Source organism: Streptomyces sp. NPDC001728 (assembly GCF_040297565.1).
Taxonomy (GTDB): Bacteria; Actinomycetota; Actinomycetes; order Streptomycetales; family Streptomycetaceae; genus Streptomyces.
This window is the reverse complement of sequence record NZ_JBEOZK010000021.1, coordinates 99,136-124,473: the sequence shown is the minus strand read 5'-3', so window position 1 is coordinate 124,473 and position 25,338 is coordinate 99,136. Positions and strand designations below refer to the sequence as shown.

Here is a 25,338-nt window from a genome sequence, read left to right as displayed (position 1 = left end):
GGACGCCCCGCACCGGTTCTCCGGTGCGGGGCGTCCCCCGTGCGCCGGGCCGTGTCATGTCCGGGAGGTAAGCTCCCCCGCATCCGGGGGGTCCGCCCTTCGTACGCGTTCTCCTCCGCGGCGGGGCGCCGCGGACCCGTGCCCGGACCGAAGACATCCTGATCCCTGGGGGGGATCTCTTGCGTTCTGTTCCCTTCACCCGCACGCGCCTCGGCGTGTGCACCGCACTCGTACTCTCCGCGGGCATGCTGCTCGCGGTCCCGGCCTCGGCCGGGACACCCGGGCCGCACCCGGCCGTCGAGAAGCCGGCGGACCGCTTCGTCCCGCCGCCCCTGACGCGCCCGCTGAGCGGCGCGGCCCGTCAGTCCGCCCAGGCGACCGCCGGTGTCGGCGCCTCGCCGCAGCTGTCGGACTTCGACGGCGACGGCGGCGGCGATCTGATCTACCGCGACGTGGACGGCAAGGTCTACACGGCCACGACCTCCGGCCAGGGCGGCGGCTTCGGGTCCTTCACGGAGCCTCCGAAGGACATCATCCCGATCGGCAACCAGGACGGGAACGCCAGCGGCCCCGAGGTTCTGACGCTGTCCCGGCAGGGTGCCCTCACCCTGTACGCGGACGCGACGCCCACCAAAGCGAGCTACGCGTGGCGGGGCAACGGCTGGAACATCTACAACAAGATCGTCGCGCCCGGGGACGTGAACGACGACGGCCGTGCGGACCTGGTCGCCCGCGACCTCGACGGCAACCTGTACCTGTACTACGCCACCGGCAACCGCACCGCCCCGTTCTCCGCGCGGGTGGCGCTCGGCCCCGGCTGGAACGCCTACGACCAGCTCCTCGGCATCGGCGACAACAACGGCGACGGCTGGGCGGACCTGCTCGGCCGCGACACCACCGGCACCCTGTGGTTCTACGCCGGCACGGGCGACAAGGCGAAGCCGTTCGCCACCCGCCGGTCCCTCGGCGGCGGCTGGAACGCCTACAACCAGATCCTGCCCGTCGGCGACGACAACGGCGACGGCAACGGCGAGCTGATCGCCCGCGACCTGAAGGGCACGCTCTGGTACTACACCGGCAAGGGCGATGGCACCCTCGCGGGCCGTCAGCAGCTCAGCTCCCCCGGCGGCTGGGCCGGGGTCCCGCAGTTCGGCGGGGCGGGCAACAACCCGGTCACCGGCACCAAGGACGGCGTCCTCGCACGGACCACGGCCGGCACGTTGTACTGGTACCGCGCCTCGACCGGCGGCGGCCTCACCGCACGCCGCCAGGTCGGCACCGCCGGCGGCTGGGCCGGTGCCGCCTTCACCCACCTGTCCACGATGGACCAGGACGCCTCGTCCGACATCGCGGAGATCTACCGGGGCCGTCTCCTCATCGACGGCGTCGACGTCGGCGGCGGCTGGGGCGTGTACAACACGATCATCGGCCCCGGCGACCTGTCCGGCGACGGCAAGGGCGACCTGCTGGCCCGGGACGCCTCCGGCATCCTCTACCTCTACCCGGGCAACGGCACCGGCACCGCGCTCGGCGCCCGCGTCCGGGTCGGCAGCGGCTGGGGCGCGTACGACAGGATCGTCGGCGCGGGCGACCACACGGGCGACGGTCGCACGGACATCGTGGCCCGCACCCCGGGCGGCGACCTGTACCTCTACCCCGGCACCGGCGTCGCGGGCAAGCCGTTCACGGGCCGGCAGAAGATCGGCACGGGCTGGAACGCGTACTCCAAGCTCGTCGCCCCCGGCGACCTCAACGCCGACGGCAAGGCCGACCTGTTCGGCATCACCCCGGGCGGCGACCTCTACCGCTACCTGAACACCTCGCCGGGCAAGTTCGCCGAGCGGTTCAGGGTCGGCAACGGCTACGGCGTCTACAACAGCGTGTCCTGACACGACCGTGCGTCCCGGTGGCCCGGGACCCGCGCGGGCGCCCCGTACCGGAGTTCCGGTGCGGGGCGCCCGCGCGTTCAGGGGCCCGGCCGCGGTCACGCCCCGGCGGCGCTCAACTCTTCCTGCGAGCGACGGCGAAGATGCGGCGGAAGGGGAAGACGGTGCCGTGCGGGCCCGGCGGGTAGGCCTCGCGGAGAAGGACGCGGTACTGCCCGAGGAAGGCGTCCACCGCGTCCCGGTCGTCACCCAGCAGGGTGAGGACGGGCCGCAGGGCCGTGCCCTTGACCCAGTCGAGGACGGGGTCCTCGCCCTGGAGCAGCTGGCAGTACGTGGTCTCCCAGACGTCCGTCTCGCAGCCGAGGTCGATGAGGCGGGTGAGGTAGTCGGCGGGGTCGAGGACATGGACCAGGCGGCGGCCCCGGTCGCCGAGGCGGGAGCGCCATTCCGGGGTTTCGCAGAGTTCGCCGAGCAGGGTGTGGCTGGGCGCGGTGAAGTTGCCGGGGACCTGGAAGGCGAAGGTGCCGCCGGGGTGGAGTCCGTCGATCCAGCGGGCGAAGGACTCGGGGTGGTCGGGCACCCACTGGAGGGCGGCGTTGGAGACGATGAGGTCAAAGGGCTCGGCGGGGGTCCAGTGGGCGGCGTCGGCGGGCCGGAAGTCGAGCCGGCCGCCGCCGGGGGTGGTGCCCGACCAGTCCTTCGCTGCCAGCTCCAGCATGTCGGGCGAGAGGTCGTAGCCGGTGATGTGGGCGTCGGGCCACCGGTCGGCGAGGAGGACCGTGACGTTGCCGGGTCCGCAGCCGAGGTCGGCGATGCGGGCCGGGCGGTCCTCGGCCGGGAGACGCGGTATGCGGGCGAGCAGGTCGAGGAAGGGCCGGGTCCGATGGCCGGTGTGGCGGAGGTACTGCCGCGGGTCCCAGGTCGGTGTGGTGGGTACGCCGCTTTCCACGGAACGCATGTTCGAAGCCCCCTTGCTGGCACGAGTAGCCGAAACGGAACGCGGTTCCGGCGGGGTCTCTTCCCCGAAGCCCGGGGAATATATCTTTACATCAAGATACTCGAAGGCAAGAAACTCGACCCCAAGAGACTTTATGTCAACAGACCCTCTACACTGATCGTCATGGAGGACGAGGTCGACCGACTGGTCGCAGCATGGCGCCGCGAGCGCCCCGACCTCGACGTGGAACCGCTCGAGGTGCTCAGCCGCGTCTCGCGGCTCGCCCGGCACCTCGACCGCGCCCGTCGGCTCGCCTTCTCCGAGCACCAGCTGGAGCCCTGGGAGTTCGACGTCCTGACCTCACTGCGCCGGGCCGGAGCGCCCTACCAGCTCTCCCCCGGCCAGCTCCTCACCCAGACCCTGGTCACCTCGGGCACCATGACCAACCGCATCGACCGGCTCACCAAGAAGGGCCTCGTCGAGCGGCTGCCCGACCCCAGCGACCGGCGCGGCGTCCTCGTCCGGCTCACCCCCGAGGGCCGCGACCGCGCCGACGAGGCACTCGCCGGACTCCTCGCCCAGGAGCGCGCCATCCTCGCCCAGCTCTCCCGCGCCCAGCGCGCCGAACTGGCCGGACTGCTACGCCGGCTGACCGCCCCGTTCGACAACGTCCCCGGCTAGACCGGACAGCGGCCCCTCACCCAGCCGCGCGGGACCCACGCCCGCCCGGCGGGCCAGCGCCACCGCCGCCAGGGTCGAGTGCACCCCCAGCTTCCCCAGCACGTTCTGCATATGCGTACGGACCGTGTGCGGCGACAGGAAGAGCCGCTCCGCGACCGCCTTGCGGCCCAGACCCGCGACCATGCACCGCAGCACCTCCCGCTCGCGCGGGGTCAGCGACTCCACCAGACGCTCGCTGTCCGTCCGGTGCTTGCGCACCTCCGTCAGCTCCCGCAGCACCCCGGTGAGCAGCGCGGGCGGCAGATGCGTCTCGTCCCGCAGCACCCCCCGCACCACCGCGAGGAGCCGTTGCAGCGAGCAGTCCTTCGCCACCCAGCCGGAGGCACCGGCCTGGAGGGCGAGCGCCGCCCGCCGCGGGTCGTCCTTCTCCGCGAGGACCACGGTGCGGACCGCGGGCTGCGCCCTGCGCACCCCCGCCACCAGTGAGATCCCGTCGACGGCACCCTCGGCGCCCTCGGCGTCGTCCGGGACCGCGCGGGCCACGGCCGCCCCCGGCGGGCCCGCGCCCAGCTCGGCGTCGACGAGCAGCACGTCGAACCTGCGCCCCTCCGCCGCACCGCGCTCCAGGCAGCGCACGGCGGCCGGGCCGCTTCCCGCGGCGGCGACGTCGACATCGGGCTCCGCCGCGAGTGCGGCGGCCAGCGATTCGGCGAAGACGCGGTGGTCGTCCACCACCAGGACACGGATACGTGCCACGGACACCCCCAAGTGTCGAGGAACGGAACCGACGCGGGCACGGCGCCGGAGGCGGGTCCGTCGGATGCACGACCGCCGCCGTGCGTTGACTGGTACCCCGCTTCCGGCGCCGTACCCGACCGGGACTCGCACCCTGAACAGCACCGGCCCCCACCGGCGCCGCCCCTCAGAGTAGGGGTGGGGCGTCACGGCGGGGGCCGATTCGCGGAACTGTCCGAAGTCGCGCGTGCGCGGGGAGGGTTCAGATCCTGCGCGCGCCCTCCGAGGGAACGGCCGGGAAGATCCCCGGAGGGGCGTGACCGGCGTCGGCGAAGGCCTTCTCCACGGCGGCGGCGACCGCGTCCGCCCGGTCGGTGTCGACCAGGACGACGGCCGAGCCGCCGAAGCCGCCGCCGGTCATCCGGGCGCCGAGCGCCCCGGCGGCGTTCGCCGCCTCGACGGCGAGGTCCAGCTCGGGGCAGGAGACCCGCAGGTCGTCGCGGAGGGAGGCGTGCCCCTCGGTGAGGACCGGGCCGACGGCGCGGGTGGCTCCGGCGTCGAGCAGCGCGATGATCCGCTCCACGCGCGCGTTGTCGGTGACGACGTGCCGGACGTACCGCCGCATCGTCTCGTCGCTCAGACGTCCGAGGGTTTCGGGCAGGCGCTCGGCGCTCACGTCGCGCAGGGTACGGACACCGAGCGCCCGCGCACCCGCTTCGCACCCGGCGCGCCGCTCCGCGTACGCGCCGTCCCCGAGCGCGTGCTTCACCCGGGTGTCGACGACGAGCAGCCGCAGCCCCTCGTGGGCGAGGTCGAAGGGGACCTGGCGGTACGAGAGGTCCCGGGTGTCCAGATGCAGGGCGTGGCCCTCCTCGGCGCACGCGGAGACCATCTGGTCCATGACCCCGCAGGGCACGCCGACGAAGTCGTTCTCGGCGCGCTGCGCGAGCCGGGCGATCTCGGGCCGGGTGAGCCCGAGTTCGAACAGGTCGTTCAGGGCGAGCGCGGTGACGACCTCGAGGGCCGCCGAGGAGGAGAGCCCGGCGCCGGTCGGCACCGTCGAGGTGAGGTGCACGTCCGCGCCCGTCACCGGGTGCCCCGCCTCCCGCAGCGCCCAGACCGCACCGGCCGGGTAGGCGGCCCAGCCGGTGCCCGAGAGCGGCTTGAGGGCGTCGACGGCCAGTTGGACGACACCGCCGTCGATGTCGGCGGAGTGCAGGCGCAGGACGCCGTCCTCGCGCCGGGAGACGGCGGCGACGGTGGTGTGCGGCAGCGCGAGCGGCAGCACGAAGCCCTCGTTGAAGTCGGTGTACTCCCCGATGAGGTTGACCCGCCCGGGGGCGGCCCAGACGCCGTCGGGGGCGGCGCCGTACAGCGCCTCGAAGTCCTCGGCGACGCTCATGCGGAACCCTCCTCGCGGCGGAGCCGGGCGAAGGCCCAGGCGTCGGCGACGACGGCCGCCAGGTCGGGCCGGGACGGCGCCCAGCCGAGCCGCTCGCGGGCCGCGTCGGCGGAGGCGACCAGGACGGCCGGGTCGCCGGGGCGGCGCTCGGCGGTGATCTCGGGGATCGGGTGCCCGGTGACCTTCCGTACGGTCTCGACGACCTCGCGGACGGAGAAGCCGTTGCCGTTGCCGAGGTTGCAGACCAGGTGCTCACCGGCCGGCACGGAGGCCGCCGTCATCGCGTCCAGCGCCAGCACATGGGCCTCGGCCAGGTCGGCGACGTGGATGTAGTCGCGGACACAGGTGCCGTCCGGGGTCGGGTAGTCCTCGCCGTACACCGAGATCGCCTCGCGCTCGCCCAGGGCGACCTGGAGGACGAGCGGGATCAGGTGCGACTCGGGCGCGTGGCGCTCGCCGAGCGGGCCGTACGCCCCCGCCACGTTGAAGTAGCGCAGCGAGACGGCGGCCAGGCCGTGGGCGGCGCACTCCCCGCCGATCATGTGGTCGACGGCCAGCTTGCTCGCCCCGTAGGGGCTGGTGGGCGCGGTCGGCGCGGTCTCGGTGACCGGCACGGTCTCCGGCTCGCCGTAGGTCGCGGCGGTCGAGGAGAAGACGAGCCTGCGCACCCCGGCGGAGCGCATGGCGGCCAGCAGGGCCATGGTGCCGCCGACGTTGTTCTCCCAGTACTTCTCCGGCCTGGCGACGGATTCGCCGACCTGGGAGAAGGCGGCGAAGTGCAGGACGCCGTCGTAGGAGCCGTCCAGCCACTTCGCGGCGTCCTGGACGCGGCCCTGGACGAACTCGGCGCCCGCCGGGACCGCTTCGGCGAAGCCGGTGGAGAGGTCGTCGAGGACGGTGACCCGGTGGCCCCGCTCCAGGAGGTGGGCGGCGACGACGCTGCCCACGTATCCGGCCCCACCCGTCACCAGGTACTTCTTCGTGTCCGTGCTCACTCGGCTGTCGCCACCTCTCGCAGTCGTCGGGCCGCGTCCTCCGGCCGGACGTCGTTCATGAACGCGCCCATGCCGGACTCGGTGCCCGCGAGGAACTTCAGCTTGCCGGAGGCCCGCCGGACGGTGAAGAGCTCCAGGTGCAGTCCGAAGTCCTCCCGCCGGGCATCCGTGAACGGCGCCTGGTGCCAGGCGGCGATGTAGGGCGTCGGCGGCTCGCCCGGGCCGAAGATCCGGTCGAAGCGCCTCAAGAGTTCCAGGTAGACCTGTGCGCACTCCGCGCGGGCCGCCCCTTCGAGGGTGAGGAGGTCCGGCACCCGGCGCTTGGGGTGCAGATGCACCTCGTACGGCCAGTGGGCGGCGTACGGCACGAAGGCGATCCAGTGCTCGGTCTCCAGGACCACCCGCTCTGCGTCGGTCCGCTCCCGCTCGACCACGTCGTCGAAGAGGTTCCGGCCGGTCTCGGCCCGGTGCTCGTCGAGGCGGCGCCGCATGGCCGCCGTCCGGGGGGTCACGTAGGGGAAGGCGTAGATCTGGCCGTGCGCGTGGGGCAGGGTGACGCCGATCTCGGCGCCCCGGTTCTCGAAGCAGTAGACCTGCTCGGCGCCGGGGAGCGCGGAGAGTGCGGCGGTGCGGTCGGTCCACGCGTCGAGGACGAGGGCGGCCCGCTCCTCGGTGAGGTCGGCGAAGGAGTCCGTGTGGTCGTCGGTGAAGCAGACGACCTCGCAGCGGCCGACGCCGCCGGAGAGCGAGGGGAAGCGGTTCTCGAAGACCACCACCTCGTAGCCCGCCTCGGGGATCTCGCTCTCGCGTCCGTCCTTGGCGGGGCAGAGCGGGCAGGCGTCGGCCGGCGGGAGGTAGGTGCGGGACTGCCGGTGCGAGGCGACGGCGACGGGGTCGCCGGTGAGGGCGTCGTACCGGATCTCGGAGCGGGAGACGACGGGGGTGAGGGGGCGCGGGTCGACGGCGGTGCGGACGGTGTCGTCGCGCGTGTCGTAGTAGATCAGTTCGCGCCCGTCGGCGAGCGTGGTGACGGTCTTCTTCACGGGGGTGCCCTCCGGGGCGGATCAAACAGAACCACACACAAGGAATCACATTCCAACATCACCGTCAACGGTGAAGTCCGGTCCCGCAGATGAACGGAACCGGACGGAACGAAGAATCAAGGCGTCAGGACCTCAGGGCGCCCCGACGCCGGGCTTCAGGGCCCCGTCACACCGGCCTGCGCGGTCCCGGCAGCGCCCGGTCCAGCAGCCCCGTACGGGCCGCGAGCGCCGCCGCCTCCAGGCGCGAGCCCACCCCCAGCTTCATCAGGACCCGCTGCACATGCGTCCGCGCCGTGCTCGGCGCGATCCCCATCCCCGCCGCGATCAGCCGGGTGTCCTCCCCCTCCGCGACCCGGACGAGGACCTCCACCTCCCGCCGCGTCAGCAGCCGCAGCAGGCGCTGCCCCTCGTCGTCCGGCTGCGCCGAAGGGTGCAGCAGCTCCTCGAAGGCCGACCTGAGCAGCTGCGGCGCCACCGCCGACTCCCCCGCCCGGGCCTTCACCAGGGCGCGTTCCACGCCCTCGATCCGCTCGTCGTGCCGTACGTAACCGGAGGCGCCGGCCGCGAACGCCGCCGCGATCCCGCGCGGCGAGGGCACCGGGCCGAGCACCACCACCGCCACCTGCGGCCGCTCCCGCTTGATCCGCACGACCGGGTCGAAGACCCCCGGCAGATCCGGTGTCGCCGTGCCCAGCAGACAGACCTCCGGCGCCCGGCTCACCACCAGCTCCGCCGCGCCCGCCACCGGCGCCGCCGCCGCGAGCACCCGGTGCCCGCGCAGCTTGAGCGCCGAGGCCAGCGCCTCCGCGAGCAGACGGTGGTCGTCCACCACCACCAGGCGTACGCCCATCCCGGTCACCCCCCTCGTCCGCGCCCGCCGTCCCCCGGCACGCCTGACCCGGCAAGGTACACGCTCCCCCGCCCCCCATCGCCCCAACCGCGAGCGGGAGACCCGTCCCGGTGCCGAATTCCCCCCTTCCCGGTGACGGCCACGGGCCCTGGCGGGGGCCGGACGACCGGCCCGGGACGCGCGTGGGCCCCTCCGGATCACCGGAGGGGCCCACGTCGGTCGTGCGTCGGTCGCGCGTGCCGTCAGCGCGGCACGGCGAAGGAGACCACCAGGTACTTCTTGTCCGTGGCGCCCTCCCTGGCCTTGCTCACCAGCGTCTCCGCGATGAACAGCCGGCCGTCCCCGTAGAGGAGTTCCGCACCGGTCAGGCTGGTGTTGGTCTCCATCGCGCGGATCGAGCGCTCGCCCGGGTTCTCCAGGAGGAGCGTCTCCTTCATCGTGCCGGCGTTGATCGACACGATCCGGCCGCCCTTGTCGTACGGCGGCTCCTTGTACGCGATGAGGTCGCCGCCGTCCATGCGGAGCGGGACGAGGGTGTACTTGTCCCCCGCGTCCGCCTTCTCCGGCACCATCTTCCCGGTGGCCAGCTCGAAGGCGATGATCTCGTTCGTCTCGTCGCCGTACTCGCCGGTGGAGCCCTCGTGCTCCTCGGTCGGCACGTACAGCCGGTTGTTGCCGACGAGCACCTGCTGGCAGGACTCGACCTTGGTCGAGCGACAGCGGCCCGCGTACTGGTCCGCGTCCGCCGTGATCTTCGCCTTGAGCTTCCCGGTCTTCTCGTCGATCGAGAAGAAGTCCGAGATGCCGCTGCCGTCACCGGCGGTGTCGCCGACGTCGGCCGCGACGACCAGCGGCTTGGTGGAGACCACCGACGCGTACTTCACACCGGTCGGCATCTTGTACTGCGAGACCGGGGCGCCCGTCATCGGGTCGAGGTTCTGGATCAGCACGGACTGGCTGTCGTACGCGCCGCACTTGCGGACCGCGACCAGGCCCTCGCCGCCGCCGTACCCCAGGTCGTAGCAGTTCTGGTCGTTGGCCTGCGGCTTCCAGCGCGCGTTGCCGTTGGCCAGGTCGAAGGCGGCGCCGCCGTCGGTGCCGCCGGCCGCGACCGTCTTCCCGCTGAGGGTGACCTCGGAGAAGCGGACCTTCTGGTCGCCGCCGGTGCCGCCGGTGACCGAGGAGGTCCACAGCAGCTTGCCGGTGTTCAGGTCGACCAGGCCGACCTCGGTGCACTGCTGGTAGTAGCGCGGGGCGACGCGCTTCTTGGCCTCGAAGAGGATCGGCACCTTGTTGTCGGCGGTCTTGTGCCGGGAGGCGCCGCAGACCTGACCGGCCAGCGGCAGGGTCCACTGGACCGTGCCCTTGTCCCGGTCGTAGGCGACGACCGAGTTGACCCCGGTCTTCACGTACGCCTTGTCGGTGATCCAGGAACCCGAGACGTCGGTGACGTCCGGGACCTTCGGCTCGTCGACCGAGAAGGCCAGCTTCGCCTGCGTGTTCGCGGGCGCCTTCTCCTTGCCGTCACCGCCGAGACCGCTGGTGCCGCCGGTCTTCCCGCCGTCGCCGCCCGCGCCCTGCGAGGTGCCCGCCGAGCCCTTGGCCTGGTCGTCCTTGCCACCGCCGCCGTCGGAACCGGCGTACCAGATGCCGACGCCGACGATCAGCACGACGGCGACGGCCGCCGCGATGATGATCTGCATCTGCGCCGACAGCTTCCTGCCGCCGCCGGGTGCCGGCGGCGGGGTGGGCTGCTGGAACCCGCCGTAGGCCTGCTGGGGCTGCGTCGGGTAGCCGTACGGGGGCTGCGCCGGCTGCTGCTGACCGCCGTACGGGGGCTGCTGCGGCTGGCCGCCGTAGGGAGGCTGCTGCGGCTGCTGCGGCTGGCCGCCGTAGGAAGGCTGCTGCGGCTGGGCGCCGGGGTAGCCGTACGGCTGCTGCTGGCCGTAACCCTGTCCGGGCTGCTGCGGGTAGCCGTAACCCTGGTCGGGCTGCTGCGGATAGCCGTACGACTGGTCCGGTCCCGGGGCGTGCTGCGGGTAGCCGTAGCCCGGCTCCGGCTGCTGCGGCGGGGGCGTCGGGGCCCCGAAGCCGCCCTGCGGATCCGGGGGCTGGTTCGGCGGCGGGGGTGGCTGCGTCATCGGTCCTCGTACCTCACTTGCTGAACGCCATCATCGTCTTGACCAACTTCTCTTCCTTGTCGTTCGAGGCGGAGACGCGCCCGCTCGCCACGACGAAGGTGCCGCCGCCGTAGGCGTACCCCGGGCTGTAGAAGCTGTTCTCGATCTCGGACGTCGACGCCGGGTGCTGGAGCAGGATCTTCGGCGCGCCACCGGTCGGGGCGAGCGTCGCGACCGCGCCGCCCTTGTCGTACGAGGAGTCCACGTACAGCAGGACCTCGGAGCCCTCCATGCGCAGCGGCGTCATGGACTGGCCCTCGGGGGCCTTGGAACGCCACTTGGGCTTGCCCGTCTTCAGGTCGAACGCGACGACCTCGTTGGACTCGCCGTAGCCGACGTCGGTGGCCATGTAGAAGTTGTTCGCGTCGGCCGCGACACCCGTGCAGCCCTCCAGGTTGCGCCCGAAGATGACGAACGAACCGCCGCAGGACGGGGCGAACTTGTCCTTGCCGCCCTGGATCTGGGAGCGGAGCGTGCCGTTGGGGTTGAGCGTGAAGATGGTCCACTTCTTCGGCTCGCGCTGGGTGGCGGAGACGACCAGCGGGTCGACCGAGTAGACCTTGTCGACCTCCCAGCCCGCCTCCAGCTTGAAGGTGTACCGGGGCTTGCCGGTGGCCGCGTCGACCGGGCCGACGGCCTGGATCTTCTTGGTGCTGCTGCCCGAGGGGCAGTCCATGGCCGCGATCAGCTTGCTGCCGCCCGCGTACGCGAAGGGCTTGCAGCCGCTCGTCGGACCGGTGAACAGCTGCCTGCCGTCGGCGAGGGAGAAGCCGTAGGCGCTGCTGGTGCCGGCGACGGTCAGCGTGTTGCCGCTGATGGCCAGGGTGTTGTCCGAGAACGCGAAGAGGCCCTTGGGCTTCGGCACGGACTTCTTCCAGCCCGCCTTGCCGGTCTTCAGGTCGATCTGCTGGAGCTCGCTGCACTTGGCGCCGTCCTTGGCGCTCTCGGCGTAGCCGAAGACCATGACACCGGTCGCCGAGGGGTTCGCGGGCGCCGCGCACAGCTCGAACGGCACGTCGACGTGCCACTTCGGGGAGCCGTCGGTGAGGCTGTAGCCGTCGACGCCCTTGTACATCGCCTTGACGACCGTGTCGCCGACGATCCAGGGACCGTAGACGTCGGCGCCGTTGCGGGGCAGATCGACATCGTTCTTCAGCAGCCAGTCGACCTTCGCCTCGCCGTCCTTGCGACCGGCGTTGAGGTCCTCCTCGCGGTTGGAGCCGTCACCGGAGCCGTCGCCCTTGTCGACCGACTCGGTCGGCTTGGGGGCGTTCGACGAGGACGAGGCGGTGGCGGTCGGACCGGCGACCGGCTCCTTGTCGTCGCCACCGCCGACGACCGCCCAGGTGGTGACGGCGGCCACCAGGACGGCGCCGGCGGCCACGGCCGCGACGACACCGGTCCGGCCCTTGAGGGGCCCGCCGCCACCGGGCGGCGGCGGGGTCTGGCCGCCCTGGTACATGGGCTGCGTCGGGTAACCGCCGTACGGATTCTGCTGCTGGCCGTACGGGCCGGGCTGCTGCGGCTGCTGGCCGTAGCCGGGCTGCCCCTGCTGGGGGTAGCCGTACGGCGGCTGCTGGCCGTACGGTCCGGGCCGGCCCTGCTGCGGGTAGCCGTAACCGGGCTGCGGCTGCTGCCCGTACGGTCCGGGCGCGGCCGGCGGGGCGGCCGGGGGCGCGGCCGGGGGCGCGGCCGGCGGCATGCCGGGCGGACCGGCCGGCGGCGGCGGGGTCTGCGGCGCCTGCGGCGGAACGGGCGGCGTACCCGGGGTCTTGCCCAGGTTCGGGCCCTGGTTCTGGCCCGGGGCCTGGTTCGGATCCTGGGGAGCTCCGAAGCCCCCCGGCGGCTGGTTGCTGGGCGGCTGGGTCATCAGCGGTTCCCCCTTGACGTGAGCGGCTTTTCTTTCTACCACTCGCGTGATGGCGCAAAAGCGACCGGTCCGCCCCTTGTACCCAAGGGAGGACCGGCCCGTGATGCCCTCGTTATGCGTCCTCGGCCAGTTCGAGCCAGCGCATCTCCAGTTCCTCGCGCTCCCCCGCGAGTTCGCGGAGTTCCGCGTCGAGCTTCGCCACCAGCTCGAAATCGGTGGCGTTGTCAGCGATCCGGGTGTGCAGCTTGGCCTCCTTGTCGGAGACCTTGTCGAGCTGCCGCTCGACCTTCTGCAGCTCCTTCTTCGCGGCGCGGGCGTCCGCGGCGGAGACACCCGGCTTCGACTGCGCGGGCGCGGCGGCGGGCGTCGGGACGGACGCCTCGATCATCTTCCGGCGGCGCTCCAGGTACTCGTCGATGCCGCGCGGCAGCATCCGCAGGGTCCGGTCGCCGAGCAGCGCGAGCGTCTTGTCGGTGGTCCGCTCGATGAAGAACCGGTCGTGGGAGATGACGACCATGGAGCCCGGCCAGCCGTCGAGGAGGTCCTCCAGCTGCGTCAGGGTCTCGATGTCGAGGTCGTTGGTGGGCTCGTCGAGGAAGAGCACGTTCGGCTCGTCCATCAGCAGACGCAGCAGCTGGAGGCGGCGGCGCTCACCGCCGGAGAGGTCGCCGACCGGCGTCCACTGCTTCTCCTTGGTGAAGCCGAACTGCTCGCAGAGCTGGCCGGCCGTCATCTCGCGGCCCTTGCCGAGGTCGACGCGGTCGCGGATCTGCTGGACGGCCTCCAGGACCCGCAGGGTGCCCGGGAGTTCGGTGACGTCCTGGGAGAGGTAGGCGAGCCGGACGGTCTTGCCGACCGTGACGGTGCCGGCGGCGGGCTGGATCTCGCCCTGGCTGACCGCGGCGTCCGCGAGGGCGCGCAGGAGTGAGGTCTTGCCCGCGCCGTTGACGCCGACGAGACCGATGCGGTCGCCGGGGCCCAGCTGCCAGGTGAGGTGCTGGAGCAGCGTCTTCGGGCCCGCGGTGACGGTCACGTCCTCCAGGTCGAAGACCGTCTTGCCGAGCCGGGCGTTGGCGAATTTCATCAGCTCGGAGGTGTCGCGCGGCGGCGGCACGTCGGCGATCAGCTCGTTGGCGGCCTCGATGCGGTAGCGCGGCTTGGAGGTACGGGCGGGGGCGCCGCGCCGCAGCCAGGCCAGCTCCTTGCGCATCAGGTTCTGCCGCTTGGTCTCCTCGGTGGCGGCGATGCGCTCGCGCTCGGCACGGGCGAAGACGTAGTCGGAGTAGCCGCCCTCGTACTCGTGGACGGCACCGCGCTGCACGTCCCACATGCGGGTGCAGACCTGGTCGAGGAACCAGCGGTCGTGGGTGACGCAGACGAGCGCGGAGCGGCGCTCCTGGAGGTGCTTGGCGAGCCAGGCGATGCCCTCGACGTCGAGGTGGTTGGTGGGCTCGTCGAGGACGAGGAGGTCCTGGTCGTCGATGAGCAGCTTGGCGAGCGCGATGCGGCGGCGCTCACCGCCGGAGAGCGGGCCGATGACGGTGTCGAGGCCGTTCTCGAAACCGGGCAGGTCGAGCCCGCCGAAGAGCCCGGTGAGCACGTCGCGGATCTTGGCGCTGCCCGCCCACTCGTGGTCGGCCATGACGCCGATGACCTCGTGGCGGATGGTGGCCTTCGGGTCGAGCGAGTCGTGCTGGGTCAGCACGCCGAGGCGCAGCCCGCCGCTGTGGGTGACCCGGCCGGTGTCGGCCTCCTCCAGCTTGGCGAGCATCCGGATGAGGGTGGTCTTGCCGTCGCCGTTGCGGCCCACGACACCGATCCGCTCCCCTTCGGAGACGCCGAGCGAGACCCCGTCGAGGAGGGCACGGGTGCCGTAGACCTTGGTGACGGCCTCGACATTGACCAGATTGACGGCCACGTTGACTCCTGTACGGGGTGATCGATCGACGTCCCAGGGTACGTCCCCGCACGGACCGCCCCGGGCCCCCGGCGTCAGGCCCCGGGGCGGCGCCCGGCCCGCTCCACCAGCAGCCAGCCCGCCAGGGCGAGGGCGACGGCCGCCGGGGCGGTGACCGGGACGGCGATCAGGGTGGCCGAGTGGCCCGTCAGGAGGCCGCCGAAACCCGTCAGGGAGAGACCGAGGACACCGAGCAGGGCGAGGGTGATGCCGACGGCGGCGACCGGGCCGCCCCCGCCGTGCGCCGGGGCGGCCGGGACCGGGGCCTCGAAGCGGCGGAACACGGCGACGAGGACGGCGGTGAGCAGGCCCGCCCCGGCGAGCAGGGCCGGGCGGCGGATCATGCCGTCGGCGCGGAGGAAGCCGAGCTGGTGGACGGCCAGCCACACGAACGCGAAGTTCAGGAACTCGACGTACGGAACGTGGTGCCCGCCCAGGCGGCGCTTTTCCCCCGGCAGACTCGCCCGGGCACTGGCCCGTACCCGGGCTGAGATCACCGAACGCCTCTTACCCCAGCGCCGTCAACGGACCAGTCCCCGCGTCATCAAACGCAAGATGTCCAACTGGCCCCTGAAACGAGCCGAACACCGCGACAGGCCGCCACCCGACCCGCCCATCGTCACGATCACCGGACCGGGCAACACCTAAAGTCACCGGCATTGGTCCTAGGACAGTCCTAGGACAGGCCCTGGAGGACGATCGCGCCTGCCGCCGGTGAGGTCGCCACCCGCGCCGTGCGGCAGGTGCCGGAGGCGGTCAGGGCGGCGGCGACCGTGGCCGCCGTCTCCGGGTCCTTCACCAGGAACGCCGTCGTCGGGCCGGAGCCGGAGACCAGGGCCGCGAGGGCGCCCGCCTCGGTGCCGGCCGCCAGGGTCGCGGCGAGCGGGGGGCGCAGGGAGAGCGCCGGGGCCTGGAGGTCGTTGGCGAGGGCGCCGGCGAGGGCGGCGGTGTCACCGGTGCGCAGGGCTTCGAGGAGGGCCGGGGAGGCGGCCGGCTCGGGGACGTCCACGCCCTCGGCGAGGCGGTCGAACTCGCCGTACACCGCCGGGGTCGAGAGCCCGCCGTCGGCGACGGCGAACACCCAGTGGAAGGTGCCCCCGACCGGCAGCTCTTCGAGCTTCTCGCCGCGTCCGGTGCCGAGCGCCGCCCCGCCGACCAGGCTGAACGGCACGTCGGAGCCGAGTTCGGCGCAGATCTCCAGGAGGACGTCGCGGGGGGTGTCCAGGCCCCACAGCGCGTCGCAGGCGAGCAGGGCGCCCGCCCCGTCCGCGCTGCCGCCGGCCATGCCGCCGGCGACCGGGATGTCCTTCTTGATGTGCAGGCGCACGTCCGGCGCGATGCCGTGCCGGGCGGCGAGCAGTTCGGCGGCGCGCGCGGCCAGGTTGGTGCGGTCGAGCGGCACCTTGTCGGCGTCCGGGCCCTCGCAGGTGACCGTCAGCGTCCCGGCGGGGGTCGCCGTCACCTCGTCGTACAGGGAGACGGCGAGGAAGACGTTGGCCAGGTCGTGGAAGCCGTCGGGGCGGGCCGCGCCGACCGCGAGCTGGACGTTGACCTTCGCGGGGACCCGTACGGTCACGCCACGGGGAGCGCTCACGCCTTCGCCTCCGCGATCCGGGCGAACTCCTCCACCGTCAGCGCCTCGCCGCGCGCCTGCGGCGAGATCCCGGCCTTCACGAGGGCCTCCTCGGCCGCGGCGGGCGATCCCGCCCAGTTCGCGAGGGCCGCGCGGAGCGTCTTGCGGCGCTGCGCGAAGGCCGCGTCGACGACCGCGAAGACCTCCTGGCGGGAGGCGGTCGTCGCGAGGGGTTCGGTGCGGCGGACCAGGGAGACGAGACCGGAGTCGACGTTCGGCGCGGGCCAGAAGACGTTCCGGCCGATGGAGCCGGCCCGCTTGACCTCCGCGTACCAGTTGGCCTTGACCGAGGGCACGCCGTAGACCTTGTTGCCGGGCTTGGCGGCGAGGCGGTCGGCGACCTCGGCCTGGACCATGACGAGGGTCCGCTCGATGCTCGGGAACCGCTCCAGCATGTGGAGCAGGACCGGCACGGCGACGTTGTACGGCAGGTTGGCGACGAGCGCGGTCGGCGCCGGGCCGGGCAGCTCCTGGACCTGCATGGCGTCCGAGTGGACGAGCGCGAAACGCTCGGCGCGGGCCGGCATGCGGGCGGCGATCGTGGCGGGCAGCGCGGCGGCGAGTACGTCGTCGATCTCGACGGCCGTCACCCGGTCCGCGGCCTCCAGGAGGGCCAGGGTGAGGGAGCCGAGTCCGGGCCCCACCTCCACGACCACGTCGTCGGGCCGGACCTCGGCCGTGCGGACGATCCGCCGGACGGTGTTGGCGTCGATGACGAAGTTCTGCCCCTTCTGCTTCGTGGGGCGCACGCCGAGGGCGGCGGCCAGCTCACGGATGTCTGCGGGGCCGAGGAGGGCGTCGGGGCTTTCGGGGCCGGTGGTGGTGCTCACCGGTACAGCCTAGGCCCTGCGCGACCGGGTCTCACCGGCGCGAGCGGGGGCCGGGCGATCAGGGCTCCCCCGTACGGACCCGGCCCGCCCGGCCCGTGACCCCGTCCCGCCGTGGCTCACCCGTACAGCCTTCGGCCGCAGTGGGGCCAGGGGCTCGCGCCCCGCTGCACGTACAGCTTCTTCGCCCGGAAGGTCTGCTCGGCGGCGGGCGCGTTCTGCGCGACGCCGCTGCCGCCGAGCGCCTGCCAGGTGCCGGGGTCGAACTGGTAGAGCCCGCCGTAGGTCCCCGAGACGTCGACCGCGCCCGGCCGGCCGCCGGACTCGCAGGCGGCGAGCGCGCCCCAGTCGAGGCCGTCGGCCCCGGCGACGGAGGTGGGCAGCGGCCGGGTGCCGACCCGCACGGTGCGGCTGACGGGCTCGCGGACGATCTCCTCCCCGGTGCGGCGGGGCCGCTGCCGGACGCCGTTCACGGTGCGGAGGCTGTACGTGACCCGGCGCACCCCGGGAACACCCTGCCGTTCGACGACCTCGGACCCCGCGAACAGCCCGGGGTCGCGGACCTTCTCCACCGCGTACGGGATCACCTCCTCCCGCACCTGCCGGGAGCCGGTGATCCGCAGCACGTTGACCGTCTGGCCGTCGCGCGGGAAGGAGCCGGGGGCGACGGAGGTGACGTCCTGCCCGGTCAGGGTGATCCCGGCCTCGGCCAGGGCCTCCCCGACGGTCGCGGCGTTCGTCCGGACGGTCCGCTCCCGCCCGTCGGCGAGGAAGGTGATGCTCCGCTCGGTGCGTACGTCCAGGGCGAGGCCCTGCCGGGAGATCGCTGCCCCCCGCGAGGCCGAGAGGTACGCGCCCTCCGCGCGGACCCCGAGCTGGCGCAGCGCCCCCTCGACCGTGCCGGCGGTCGTCCACACCTGGCGGCGCTGGCCGTCGAGGGTGAGGGCGACCGGCCGTCCGTACCGGACGACGATCTCGTCTCCGCTGGCCAGGGCCTCGGCGGGGGCGGGCGCGACGATGTCGTGGTCGCCGACGGCCAGGCCCTCGTCGGCGAGGAGTTCGCCGATGTCGTCGGCGAAGGTGTGCAGGGTGCGGGGCACGCCGTCGACGGTGAGCTGGACGGCCTTGTCGTCGGCGACGAACGCGGTGGTGCCGCCGGCGAGGAAGGCGACGACGAGGGCCTGCGGGACGAGCCTGCGCAGCCCCTCCCCGGCGGGCCCGGAGGCCCTGCGGCGGCGGGCGGCCCGCCGGGACCCGGTCCGGGAGCCCTGTCCGGGGACGGCTGCCGGTGCGGGCACCACGAGGGGTGCCTCGATCGTCGGCTGCTCGTGCACGGGCAGGGGCGCGGCCTGCCGTCCCGCTCGGTGACTGCCCTGGGAAGTGCTCACGAGGCCGGGACCCTAGCCCCGACCTCCGTCACTCATACGAACGGCACGACCACGAAACGTAATCGTTATGCACGGCACGGGACCGGCACCGGCACCGGCACCGGCACCGGCAGCGGCCCGTGGACCGGGCCCGGGACCGGGCCCGCCGGACTTCAGTAGTCGAACGCGCGGGCCGTGTTCACGGCGATCGCCTCGGCGAGATCGTTCTCCCCGATCCCCCGCACCTCCGCCATCGCCCGGAGCGTGACCGGGATCAGGTACGGGGCGTTCGGGCGGCCCCGGTAGGGCGCCGGGGTGAGGAAGGGGGCGTCGGTCTCGACGAGGACGAGGTCCAGCGGGGCGACGGCGAGCGCGTCCCGCAGATGCTGGGCGTTCTTGAAGGTGACATTGCCGGCGAAGGACATGTAGTAGCCCTTGGCGGCGCAGATCTCGGCCATGGCGGCGTCGCCGGAGTAGCAGTGGAAGACCGTCCGGTCGGGGGCGCCCTCCTCGTCCAGGACCCGCAGCACGTCGGCATGGGCCTCCCGGTCGTGGATGACGAGCGCCTTGCCGTGCCGCTTGGCGATCTCGATGTGGGCACGGAAGGAACGCTCCTGCGCGGCGATGCCCTCGGGGCCCGTACGGAAGAAGTCGAGGCCGGTCTCGCCCACGCCCCGGACGTACGGGAGGGCGGCGAGGCGGTCGATCTCGGCGAGCGCGTCGTCCAGGGCGGCGTCGCCGCCACCTCGCCGGGCGCCCTGCCGGGCCCCGCCTCCCCCGGCCCCAGGGGGCTGGGAGGTGCCCCCAGGGTCGCCGAGGACGATCCTGGGGGCTTCGTTGGGGTGCAGGGCCACGGCCGCGTGCACGTGCTCGTGGGCGGCGGCGGTCTCGGCGGCCCACTGTGAGCCCTTCACGTCGCAGCCCACCTGGACGACCGTGGTCACGCCGACGGCGGCGGCCTTGACGAGGGCCTCCTCGACGGTCCCGGACTGGAGGTCCAGATGGGTGTGCGAGTCCGCGACCTCCACCAGGAGGGGTTCGGGCAGCGGCGGCGGGGCGTCCTTGGCACTCATGGCCCCGATCGTACGAGGCGCACGCGTGCCCGCGCGCGGGGTTACCCGTGCCTTCGGGAGCCGTTCACTGATGGCGACGGAAGGGGTGCAGGAGGTCCGAGAGGTGCCAGTGGTGCGGCACCGGGGGCTGCTCCGCGCCTTCCTCGGTCAGTTCCTGGCCGATGGGTCCGGCCGGCCCCACGGGCCTCGTCTCCTTCGACCCCTGCCGGTGCTTCTCCGTCGCGGCGATCAGGTCGAGCACCGACGACACCTGCCCCGCGCGCATGATGCGGACGACGTGTCCGCCGCAGTTCATGCAGGTGGGGCTGGACAACGGGGAAGGCACCCGCTCCCCGTCGGCCTTGTAGACGATGAATTCGTGGCCGGCGGCGTCGACGTGGTGCTCGATGTCGTACGCCTGCTCCCAGCCGTATCCACAGCGCATGCAGGCGAAGGCGTACGCCTCGTGGGCGACGGATATGCCGGTGCCGGTGATCTCGCTCATGCCAGCTCCTCTCCACTGATCAGTGGACGCCTTTTCGGGCCGGAGCGCATCAGCGCGGGAACAACCATGGAAGGCTTTTGGCTCTTCCCTTGCCAAGCACCCTGCGGAGTGTCCCGGCACCGGTTTCGGCTTTGCCTTTCAGATTAGTCCTTTACCGTTTCCGGGGACCGGACCAGCCGCATTCTTTGCCGCCACGACCGCATCGAAGACCTCCCGCTTGGGAAGTCCCGCGTCCGCCGCGACGGCCGCGATGGCCTCCTTGCGGCGCTCCCCCGCCTCCTCGCGCACCCGCACCCTGCGCACCAGCTCCTCGGCGTCGAGTTCGGCCGGGCCGGTCTCCGGGGCGCCCTCGACGACGACGGTGATCTCGCCGCGTACGCCCTCGGCCGCCCAGGCGGCGAGCTCGGCCAGCGGGCCGCGCTTGACCTCCTCGTACGTCTTGGTCAGCTCGCGGCAGACGGCGGCCCTGCGCTCGGCGCCGAACACCTCGGCCATCGCGGCGAGGGTGTCGTCCAGGCGGTGCGGGGCCTCGAAGTAGACGAGGGTCCGCTTCTCGTCCGCGACCTCGCGGAGCTTCCCGAGGCGCTCGCCCGCCTTCCTCGGCAGGAAGCCCTCGAAGCAGAAGCGGTCCACGGGCAGCCCGGAGAGGGCGAGCGCGGTGAGCACGGCGGACGGGCCGGGGACGGCCGTCACCTTGATGTCCTGCTCGACGGCGGCGGCGACCAGCCGGTAGCCGGGGTCCGACACGGACGGCATGCCCGCGTCGGTCACCAGCAGCACCCGGGCGCCGCCGACCAGCGCCTCGACCAGTTCGGGCGTACGGGCGGACTCGTTCCCCTCGAAGTAGGAGACGACCCGGCCCGAGGTGTGGATGCCCAGCGCGCGGGTCAGTCCGCGCAGCCTCCGGGTGTCCTCGGCGGCCACGATGTCCGCGTTCTCCAGTTCGGTGGCGAGTCGGGGCGGAGCGTCCGCGATGTCACCGATGGGGGTCCCTGCGAGTACCAGCGTTCCTGTCACACGGACCATCCTCCCAGCCCGGACAGGCGACGCGCACAGGCGCGTTCCCTACGATGGCGCGGTGACCAGTACCGCACCCGAGGCCCTGGAGGGCCGGCACGCCGTGGCAGAGCCTTCTTCGTGGCAGAAGCGGCTCCGTCGTTTCGGCTATGCGCCGCCCGCCGGACGCACCGCACCCATCGGGCTGCGAGAGCGGCTCGTCCCCCCGTTCACCCGTCCCTCCGAGCGGCTGATGTCGCTCCTCGGCATCGGCCCCGACCGGGCCGAGCGGCTGTGGCGGCTGATGGCCTGGGGCGGTCCGCTCCTGGTCACGGCGGTCGCCGGGCTGCTGAGGTTCTGGAACCTCGGCAAGCCGCACGCGGTGATATTCGACGAGACGTACTACGCCAAGGACTCCTGGGCCCTGATCAACCAGGGGTACGAGGGGGCCTGGCCGAAGGACATCGACAAGACGATCCTGACGGACCCGGGCGCGGTGCTCGTACCGACCGAGCACGGGTACGTCGTCCATCCCCCGATGGGCAAGTGGGTCATCGGCGTCGGCGAGAAGATCTTCGGCTTCGAGCCCTTCGGCTGGCGCTTCATGGTGGCGCTGCTCGGCACCCTGTCGGTGCTGATGCTGTGCCGGATCGGCCGGCGCCTGTTCCGCTCGACGTTCCTGGGGTGTCTGGCGGGCCTGCTGCTCGCCGTCGACGGCCTGCACTTCGTGATGAGCCGCACCGCGCTCCTCGACCAGGTGCTGATGTTCTTCGTGCTCGCCGCCTTCGGCTGTCTCGTGCTGGACCGGGACCGGACCAGAAGACGGCTCGCGGGGGCCCTGCCCGAGGACGAGGAGGGGGTGCTGCGTCCCGACGCGGAGATCGCGGAGACCCTGCGCCTGGGGTGGCGGCCGTGGCGGATCACGGCCGGGGTGATGCTGGGCCTCGCGGCGGCCACCAAGTGGAACGGCCTGTACGTGATGGTGGGCTTCGGCCTGATGACGGTCCTGTGGGACGTCGGCGGGCGCCGCACGGCCGGCGCGGTCCGCCCGTACCTCGCGGTGATCAAGAAGGACCTGGTGCCGGCCTTCGTGTCGGTGGTGCCGGTGGCGATCGTCACGTACCTGGCGACCTGGACCGGCTGGCTCGTCACCGACAAGGGCTACTTCCGCGACTGGGCCGCCCAGCAGGACAAGATCGACGGCGGCGGGACATGGGGCTGGCTGCCGCAGTGGCTGCGCAGCCTGTGGCACTACGAGTCCGAGGTGTACTCGTTCCACGTGGGCCTGACCTCGCCGCACACCTACGAGTCGAACCCCTGGTCCTGGATCGTGCTCGGCCGCCCGGTCTCGTACTTCTACGAGTCCCCCGCGCCGGGCGTCAACGGCTGCCCGGCCACGGCGAAGGGGAAGTGCGCCCAGGAGGTCCTGGCCCTCGGCACCCCGCTCCTGTGGTGGGCCGCCTGTTTCGCCATCCTGTACATCCTGTGGCGCTGGGCGTTCCGCCGCGACTGGCGCGCGGGCGCGATCGCCTGCGGCATCGCGGCTGGCTGGCTGCCGTGGTTCCTCTACCAGGAACGCACCATCTTCCTTTTCTACGCGGTGGTGTTCGTGCCTTTCCTGTGTCTGGCGGTGGCCATGATGCTGGGCGCGATCATCGGCCCCGCGGGTTCATCGGAGAGACGCCGTACATTCGGCGCGGTGACGGCGGGATGTCTTGTCCTCCTCATCGTCTGGAATTTCATCTACTTCTGGCCCATCTATACGGGCACGCCCATTCCGATAGACCAATGGCGCAACCGGATGTGGCTGGACACCTGGGTGTGAGGGGGCCGGGTCCGGGCCCCGGACGGGGCTCGGACCCACCGCGTCACACTCCAGTACGAAAATCGGCTGAATCCCCTCGACGGAGGGACCCCCGGTCAGGGAAGCTGTCCCCAACCGGCCTGCACACAGGCCACGTTGGACAACAGCTGCGTACTCACGCACGGGGGATCACATGGCAGGAACGACTCATCGCTGGCTGGCGCGCATAGTGGGGGCGGCCGCCGCCGCCCTCATGATCGCCGGCACCACCACCGGCACGGCTTCCGCCGCCACCACCGTGGTGGGCCCGCCGCCGGTCGAGGTGACCTCGAACTTCGGCGTGGTCGCGACCACGCATCCGGACACGGTGGGCTGCAACGGCTACAAGGTGACCGGCACGGGCACCTCCATCGGCTCGCCGTTCGCCGACGGCGGCGTCTGGACGCAGGACGAGGTGGTGTGTACGGCGACCGTCCCCGGCACGTACGACATCAACGGGACGGCGATGATCTCCAGGAGCAACGGCGACAAGCTGAAGATCTCCTACCACCTCAGCGCGCCGCTCACCTCGGCCACCACGGTCTACCCGACCGGCACGTTCACGATCCTGCGCGGCGAGGGCCTCTACGAGGACGCGACCGGCGGCGGCTCGATGAGCGCGACGGTCAACCTGCTGGACCACGCTCACGTCACCTCCCAGATGTCGGGGTACATGCGCTTCCTGTGGCAGGTCTGACTCTCCGGATCCGGTCCGTCGAAGGCTGATCGGATCCGGAGGTTGCTCGCTCGAAGGTTGATCGCTCCGAGGGCGGTCCCTCTCCCGCGCGGGGGAGGGGCCGCCCTCGCGCATGCCCCGCCCCGAATGACAGATGTGACGGAAGTTGCTCGACACAACTGCCGTGACGCTGTTGACTCATGGGTCCACCTGGGGAGGGGAGGCGCAGTCATGCGCAGTGGAGCCAAGACAGCCATAGTCGGAGCGGTGTTCGTCGTCGTGGCAGGCGGAGTCGGGTACGGGGGACTGAACCTCTGGAACGGGATCACCGGCGGTGACGCGTCCGTGGGGACGAGATCCGACGACGCGCCGAAGACGGGGCCGGTGACCGGCGACGAGGTCTCGGCCACCGCGAAGGACTTCCTCGCCGCCTGGGCCGCCGGAGAGTCGGACAAGGCGGCCCAGCTGACGAACGACCCGGTCACGGCGGGACCCGCGGTCCTCTCGTACCGGGAGGGCGCGGGCGTCTCGAAGGCGGTCATCACACCGGGGACACCGGTCGGGACGACGGTGCCGTTCACGGTCAGGGCGACCGTCACGTACGAGGGCGCGTCGAAGGACTGGTCGTACTCCTCCGAACTGACCGTGGTGCGCGGGCAGACCACCGGCCGGCCGCTCGTGAAGTGGCAGCCGACCGTGCTCCACCCCAGGCTCACCGCGAACGGCACCCTGCGCACCGGAGTCTCGAAGACCGCGGCCGTCAAGGCGGTCGACCGGAACGGTGCGGAGCTGACGGCGGAGAAGTACCCCTCGCTCGGACCGGTCCTGGACGAACTGCGCAAGCGGTACGGCGCGAAGGTCGACGGCACCAGCGGCGTCGAGACCTGGATCGACTCGGGCAGCGAGTCCGTCGCCGACACCACCCTCCTCGTCCTGAAGAAGGGCAAGGCGGGCACGCTGAAGACCACCATCGACGCGGGCGTGCAGGCGGCGGCCGAGAAGGCGGTGAAGTCCTACGGGAAGGCGGCGGTGGCGGCGATCGAGCCGTCGACGGGGGCGATACGCGCGGTCGCCAACAGCCCGGCCGGCGGCTTCAACACGGCCTTCCTGGGACAGCAGGCGCCCGGTTCGACGATGAAGATCGTCACGGCCACGATGATGATGCGGCACGGGCTGGCCATGCCGGGCAGCCGGGTCGAATGTCCTCCCGACGTGGTGTCGAGGAGCGCGACCTTCCACAACCTGAACAACTTCAAGATCGACAACGGCACCCTCACCGACGCCTTCCGCCGCTCCTGCAACACCGCCTTCATCAAGGCGATCGGCAAGCTCAGCGACAAGGGCGTCGCGGACACCGCCCTCGGCGAGACCGCCTCCCGCTCCTTCGGCATCGGCCAGGAGTGGAACATCGGCGTCCCGGCGGTGGACGGCTCCGTACCCGAGTCCGCGGGCTCCGAGACCCCCGCCTCGTACATCGGCCAGGGCAAGATCACGATGAGCGCCCTGAACGTCGCCTCGCTCTCCGCGACGGTGAAGAACGGCGGCTTCCTCCAGCCGTACCTGGTGGCGAAGGAACTCGACGACCGCCCGTTCGCCACCGCGGACCCGCTCTCCGACGAGGTCGCCAAGGGCCTGCGCAAGATGATGGCGGCGACGACGGCGGGCGAGGGCACCGCGACGAAGGCGATGACGGGGGTCCCCTCCCCCAAGGGCGCGAAGACCGGCTCGGCGGAGGTGGACAACCAGTCCACCTCGAACAGCTGGTTCACCGGCTACTCGGGCGATCTGGCGGCGGCGGCGGTCGTGCAGTCGGGCGGCCATGGCGGGGACGCGGCGGGACCGGTGGTGGCGCAGGTGCTGAAGGCGGGCTGAGGGGCGGACCTCCGGACGGCGGGCAGGGAGC

Annotated in this window: 19 protein-coding genes and 2 pseudogenes; 5 read left to right on the top strand and 16 right to left on the bottom strand. The window is 72.5% G+C overall.

Going from position 1 to position 25,338, the window contains the following annotated elements; translation table 11 throughout:
• Positions 1-245 precede the first annotated feature (245 nt).
• Positions 246-1,718: pseudogene (locus ABT154_RS27210) on the top strand (FG-GAP-like repeat-containing protein); the annotation flags it as partial.
• Positions 1,719-2,001: 283 nt separating this feature from the next.
• Here ABT154_RS27210 and ABT154_RS27205 read toward each other — a convergent pair.
• The gene (locus ABT154_RS27205; RefSeq protein ID WP_351859993.1) at positions 2,002-2,844 is read right to left on the bottom strand and encodes a trans-aconitate 2-methyltransferase; all 843 of its coding nucleotides are present in this window, start codon (positions 2,842-2,844) and stop codon (positions 2,002-2,004) included.
• A gap of 162 nt (positions 2,845-3,006) precedes the next feature.
• Here ABT154_RS27205 and ABT154_RS27200 point away from each other — a divergent pair, with 162 nt between their 5' ends.
• The gene (locus ABT154_RS27200; RefSeq protein WP_351859991.1) at positions 3,007-3,504 is read left to right on the top strand and encodes a MarR family winged helix-turn-helix transcriptional regulator; all 498 of its coding nucleotides are present in this window, start codon (positions 3,007-3,009) and stop codon (positions 3,502-3,504) included.
• Here the strand turns inward: ABT154_RS27200 and ABT154_RS27195 are convergent.
• From ABT154_RS27195 to rsmI, 15 genes and pseudogenes are all read right to left on the bottom strand, one after another.
• Positions 3,463-4,260, bottom strand: coding sequence for a LuxR C-terminal-related transcriptional regulator (locus tag ABT154_RS27195; RefSeq protein ID WP_351859989.1), 798 nt, complete (start codon positions 4,258-4,260; stop codon positions 3,463-3,465). The genes ABT154_RS27200 and ABT154_RS27195 overlap by 42 nt on opposite strands.
• A gap of 241 nt (positions 4,261-4,501) precedes the next feature.
• Positions 4,502-5,641, bottom strand: coding sequence for a galactokinase (gene galK, locus ABT154_RS27190; protein ID WP_351859987.1), 1,140 nt, complete (start codon positions 5,639-5,641; stop codon positions 4,502-4,504).
• Positions 5,638-6,636 carry a UDP-glucose 4-epimerase GalE gene (gene galE / locus ABT154_RS27185; protein WP_351859985.1) on the bottom strand — a complete coding sequence of 333 codons (999 nt, stop codon included), beginning with the start codon at positions 6,634-6,636 and terminating at the stop codon, positions 5,638-5,640. The genes galK and galE overlap by 4 nt, the downstream gene beginning before the upstream one ends.
• Entirely contained in the window at positions 6,633-7,679 is a 1,047-nt protein-coding gene (gene galT, locus ABT154_RS27180) for a galactose-1-phosphate uridylyltransferase (RefSeq protein ID WP_351859983.1), read from the bottom strand. Before galT ends, galE begins: the two co-directional genes overlap by 4 nt.
• A gap of 166 nt (positions 7,680-7,845) precedes the next feature.
• Complete coding sequence (locus tag ABT154_RS27175; protein ID WP_351859981.1) at positions 7,846-8,529, bottom strand: response regulator transcription factor; 684 nt, start codon at positions 8,527-8,529, stop codon at positions 7,846-7,848.
• A 242-nt stretch (positions 8,530-8,771) separates the two neighbouring features.
• The gene (locus ABT154_RS27170) at positions 8,772-10,670 is read right to left on the bottom strand and encodes an outer membrane protein assembly factor BamB family protein (protein ID WP_351859979.1); all 1,899 of its coding nucleotides are present in this window, start codon (positions 10,668-10,670) and stop codon (positions 8,772-8,774) included.
• Positions 10,671-10,683: 13 nt separating this feature from the next.
• On the bottom strand, positions 10,684-12,579 hold the full coding sequence (locus ABT154_RS27165) for a hypothetical protein (protein WP_351859977.1): 1,896 nt from the start codon (positions 12,577-12,579) through the stop codon (positions 10,684-10,686).
• A gap of 112 nt (positions 12,580-12,691) precedes the next feature.
• A complete protein-coding gene (locus tag ABT154_RS27160) occupies positions 12,692-14,497 on the bottom strand; it encodes an ABC-F family ATP-binding cassette domain-containing protein (RefSeq protein ID WP_351859975.1) in 1,806 nt (601 codons plus the stop codon).
• A 74-nt stretch (positions 14,498-14,571) separates the two neighbouring features.
• Positions 14,572-14,958, bottom strand: a pseudogene (locus ABT154_RS27155) (hypothetical protein); the annotation flags it as partial.
• Between the two features lie 254 nt (positions 14,959-15,212).
• Positions 15,213-16,130 carry a 4-(cytidine 5'-diphospho)-2-C-methyl-D-erythritol kinase gene (locus tag ABT154_RS27150; protein WP_351859973.1) on the bottom strand — a complete coding sequence of 306 codons (918 nt, stop codon included), beginning with the start codon at positions 16,128-16,130 and terminating at the stop codon, positions 15,213-15,215.
• Positions 16,127-16,999, bottom strand: a complete 873-nt coding sequence (gene rsmA / locus ABT154_RS27145) for a 16S rRNA (adenine(1518)-N(6)/adenine(1519)-N(6))-dimethyltransferase RsmA (protein WP_351859972.1) — start codon at positions 16,997-16,999, stop codon at positions 16,127-16,129. The genes ABT154_RS27150 and rsmA overlap by 4 nt, the downstream gene beginning before the upstream one ends.
• Positions 17,000-17,115: 116 nt before the next feature.
• Positions 17,116-18,384 carry a resuscitation-promoting factor gene (locus tag ABT154_RS27140; RefSeq protein ID WP_351859970.1) on the bottom strand — a complete coding sequence of 423 codons (1,269 nt, stop codon included), beginning with the start codon at positions 18,382-18,384 and terminating at the stop codon, positions 17,116-17,118.
• Between the two features lie 152 nt (positions 18,385-18,536).
• Entirely contained in the window at positions 18,537-19,436 is a 900-nt protein-coding gene (locus tag ABT154_RS27135; protein ID WP_351859968.1) for a TatD family hydrolase, read from the bottom strand.
• A 64-nt stretch (positions 19,437-19,500) separates the two neighbouring features.
• Positions 19,501-19,920, bottom strand: a complete 420-nt coding sequence (locus ABT154_RS27130; protein ID WP_351859966.1) for a hypothetical protein — start codon at positions 19,918-19,920, stop codon at positions 19,501-19,503.
• A gap of 138 nt (positions 19,921-20,058) precedes the next feature.
• A complete protein-coding gene (gene rsmI, locus ABT154_RS27125) occupies positions 20,059-20,946 on the bottom strand; it encodes a 16S rRNA (cytidine(1402)-2'-O)-methyltransferase (protein WP_351859964.1) in 888 nt (295 codons plus the stop codon).
• A 52-nt stretch (positions 20,947-20,998) separates the two neighbouring features.
• Here rsmI and ABT154_RS27120 point away from each other — a divergent pair, with 52 nt between their 5' ends.
• The 3 genes from ABT154_RS27120 (at position 20,999) to ABT154_RS27110 (ending at position 25,307) form a co-directional block, all read left to right on the top strand.
• On the top strand, positions 20,999-22,741 hold the full coding sequence (locus ABT154_RS27120) for a dolichyl-phosphate-mannose--protein mannosyltransferase (protein WP_351859962.1): 1,743 nt from the start codon (positions 20,999-21,001) through the stop codon (positions 22,739-22,741).
• Between the two features lie 172 nt (positions 22,742-22,913).
• Complete coding sequence (locus ABT154_RS27115; protein WP_351859960.1) at positions 22,914-23,456, top strand: hypothetical protein; 543 nt, start codon at positions 22,914-22,916, stop codon at positions 23,454-23,456.
• 210 nt (positions 23,457-23,666) lie between these two features.
• Complete coding sequence (locus ABT154_RS27110; RefSeq protein ID WP_351859958.1) at positions 23,667-25,307, top strand: penicillin-binding transpeptidase domain-containing protein; 1,641 nt, start codon at positions 23,667-23,669, stop codon at positions 25,305-25,307.
• Positions 25,308-25,338 lie beyond the last annotated feature (31 nt).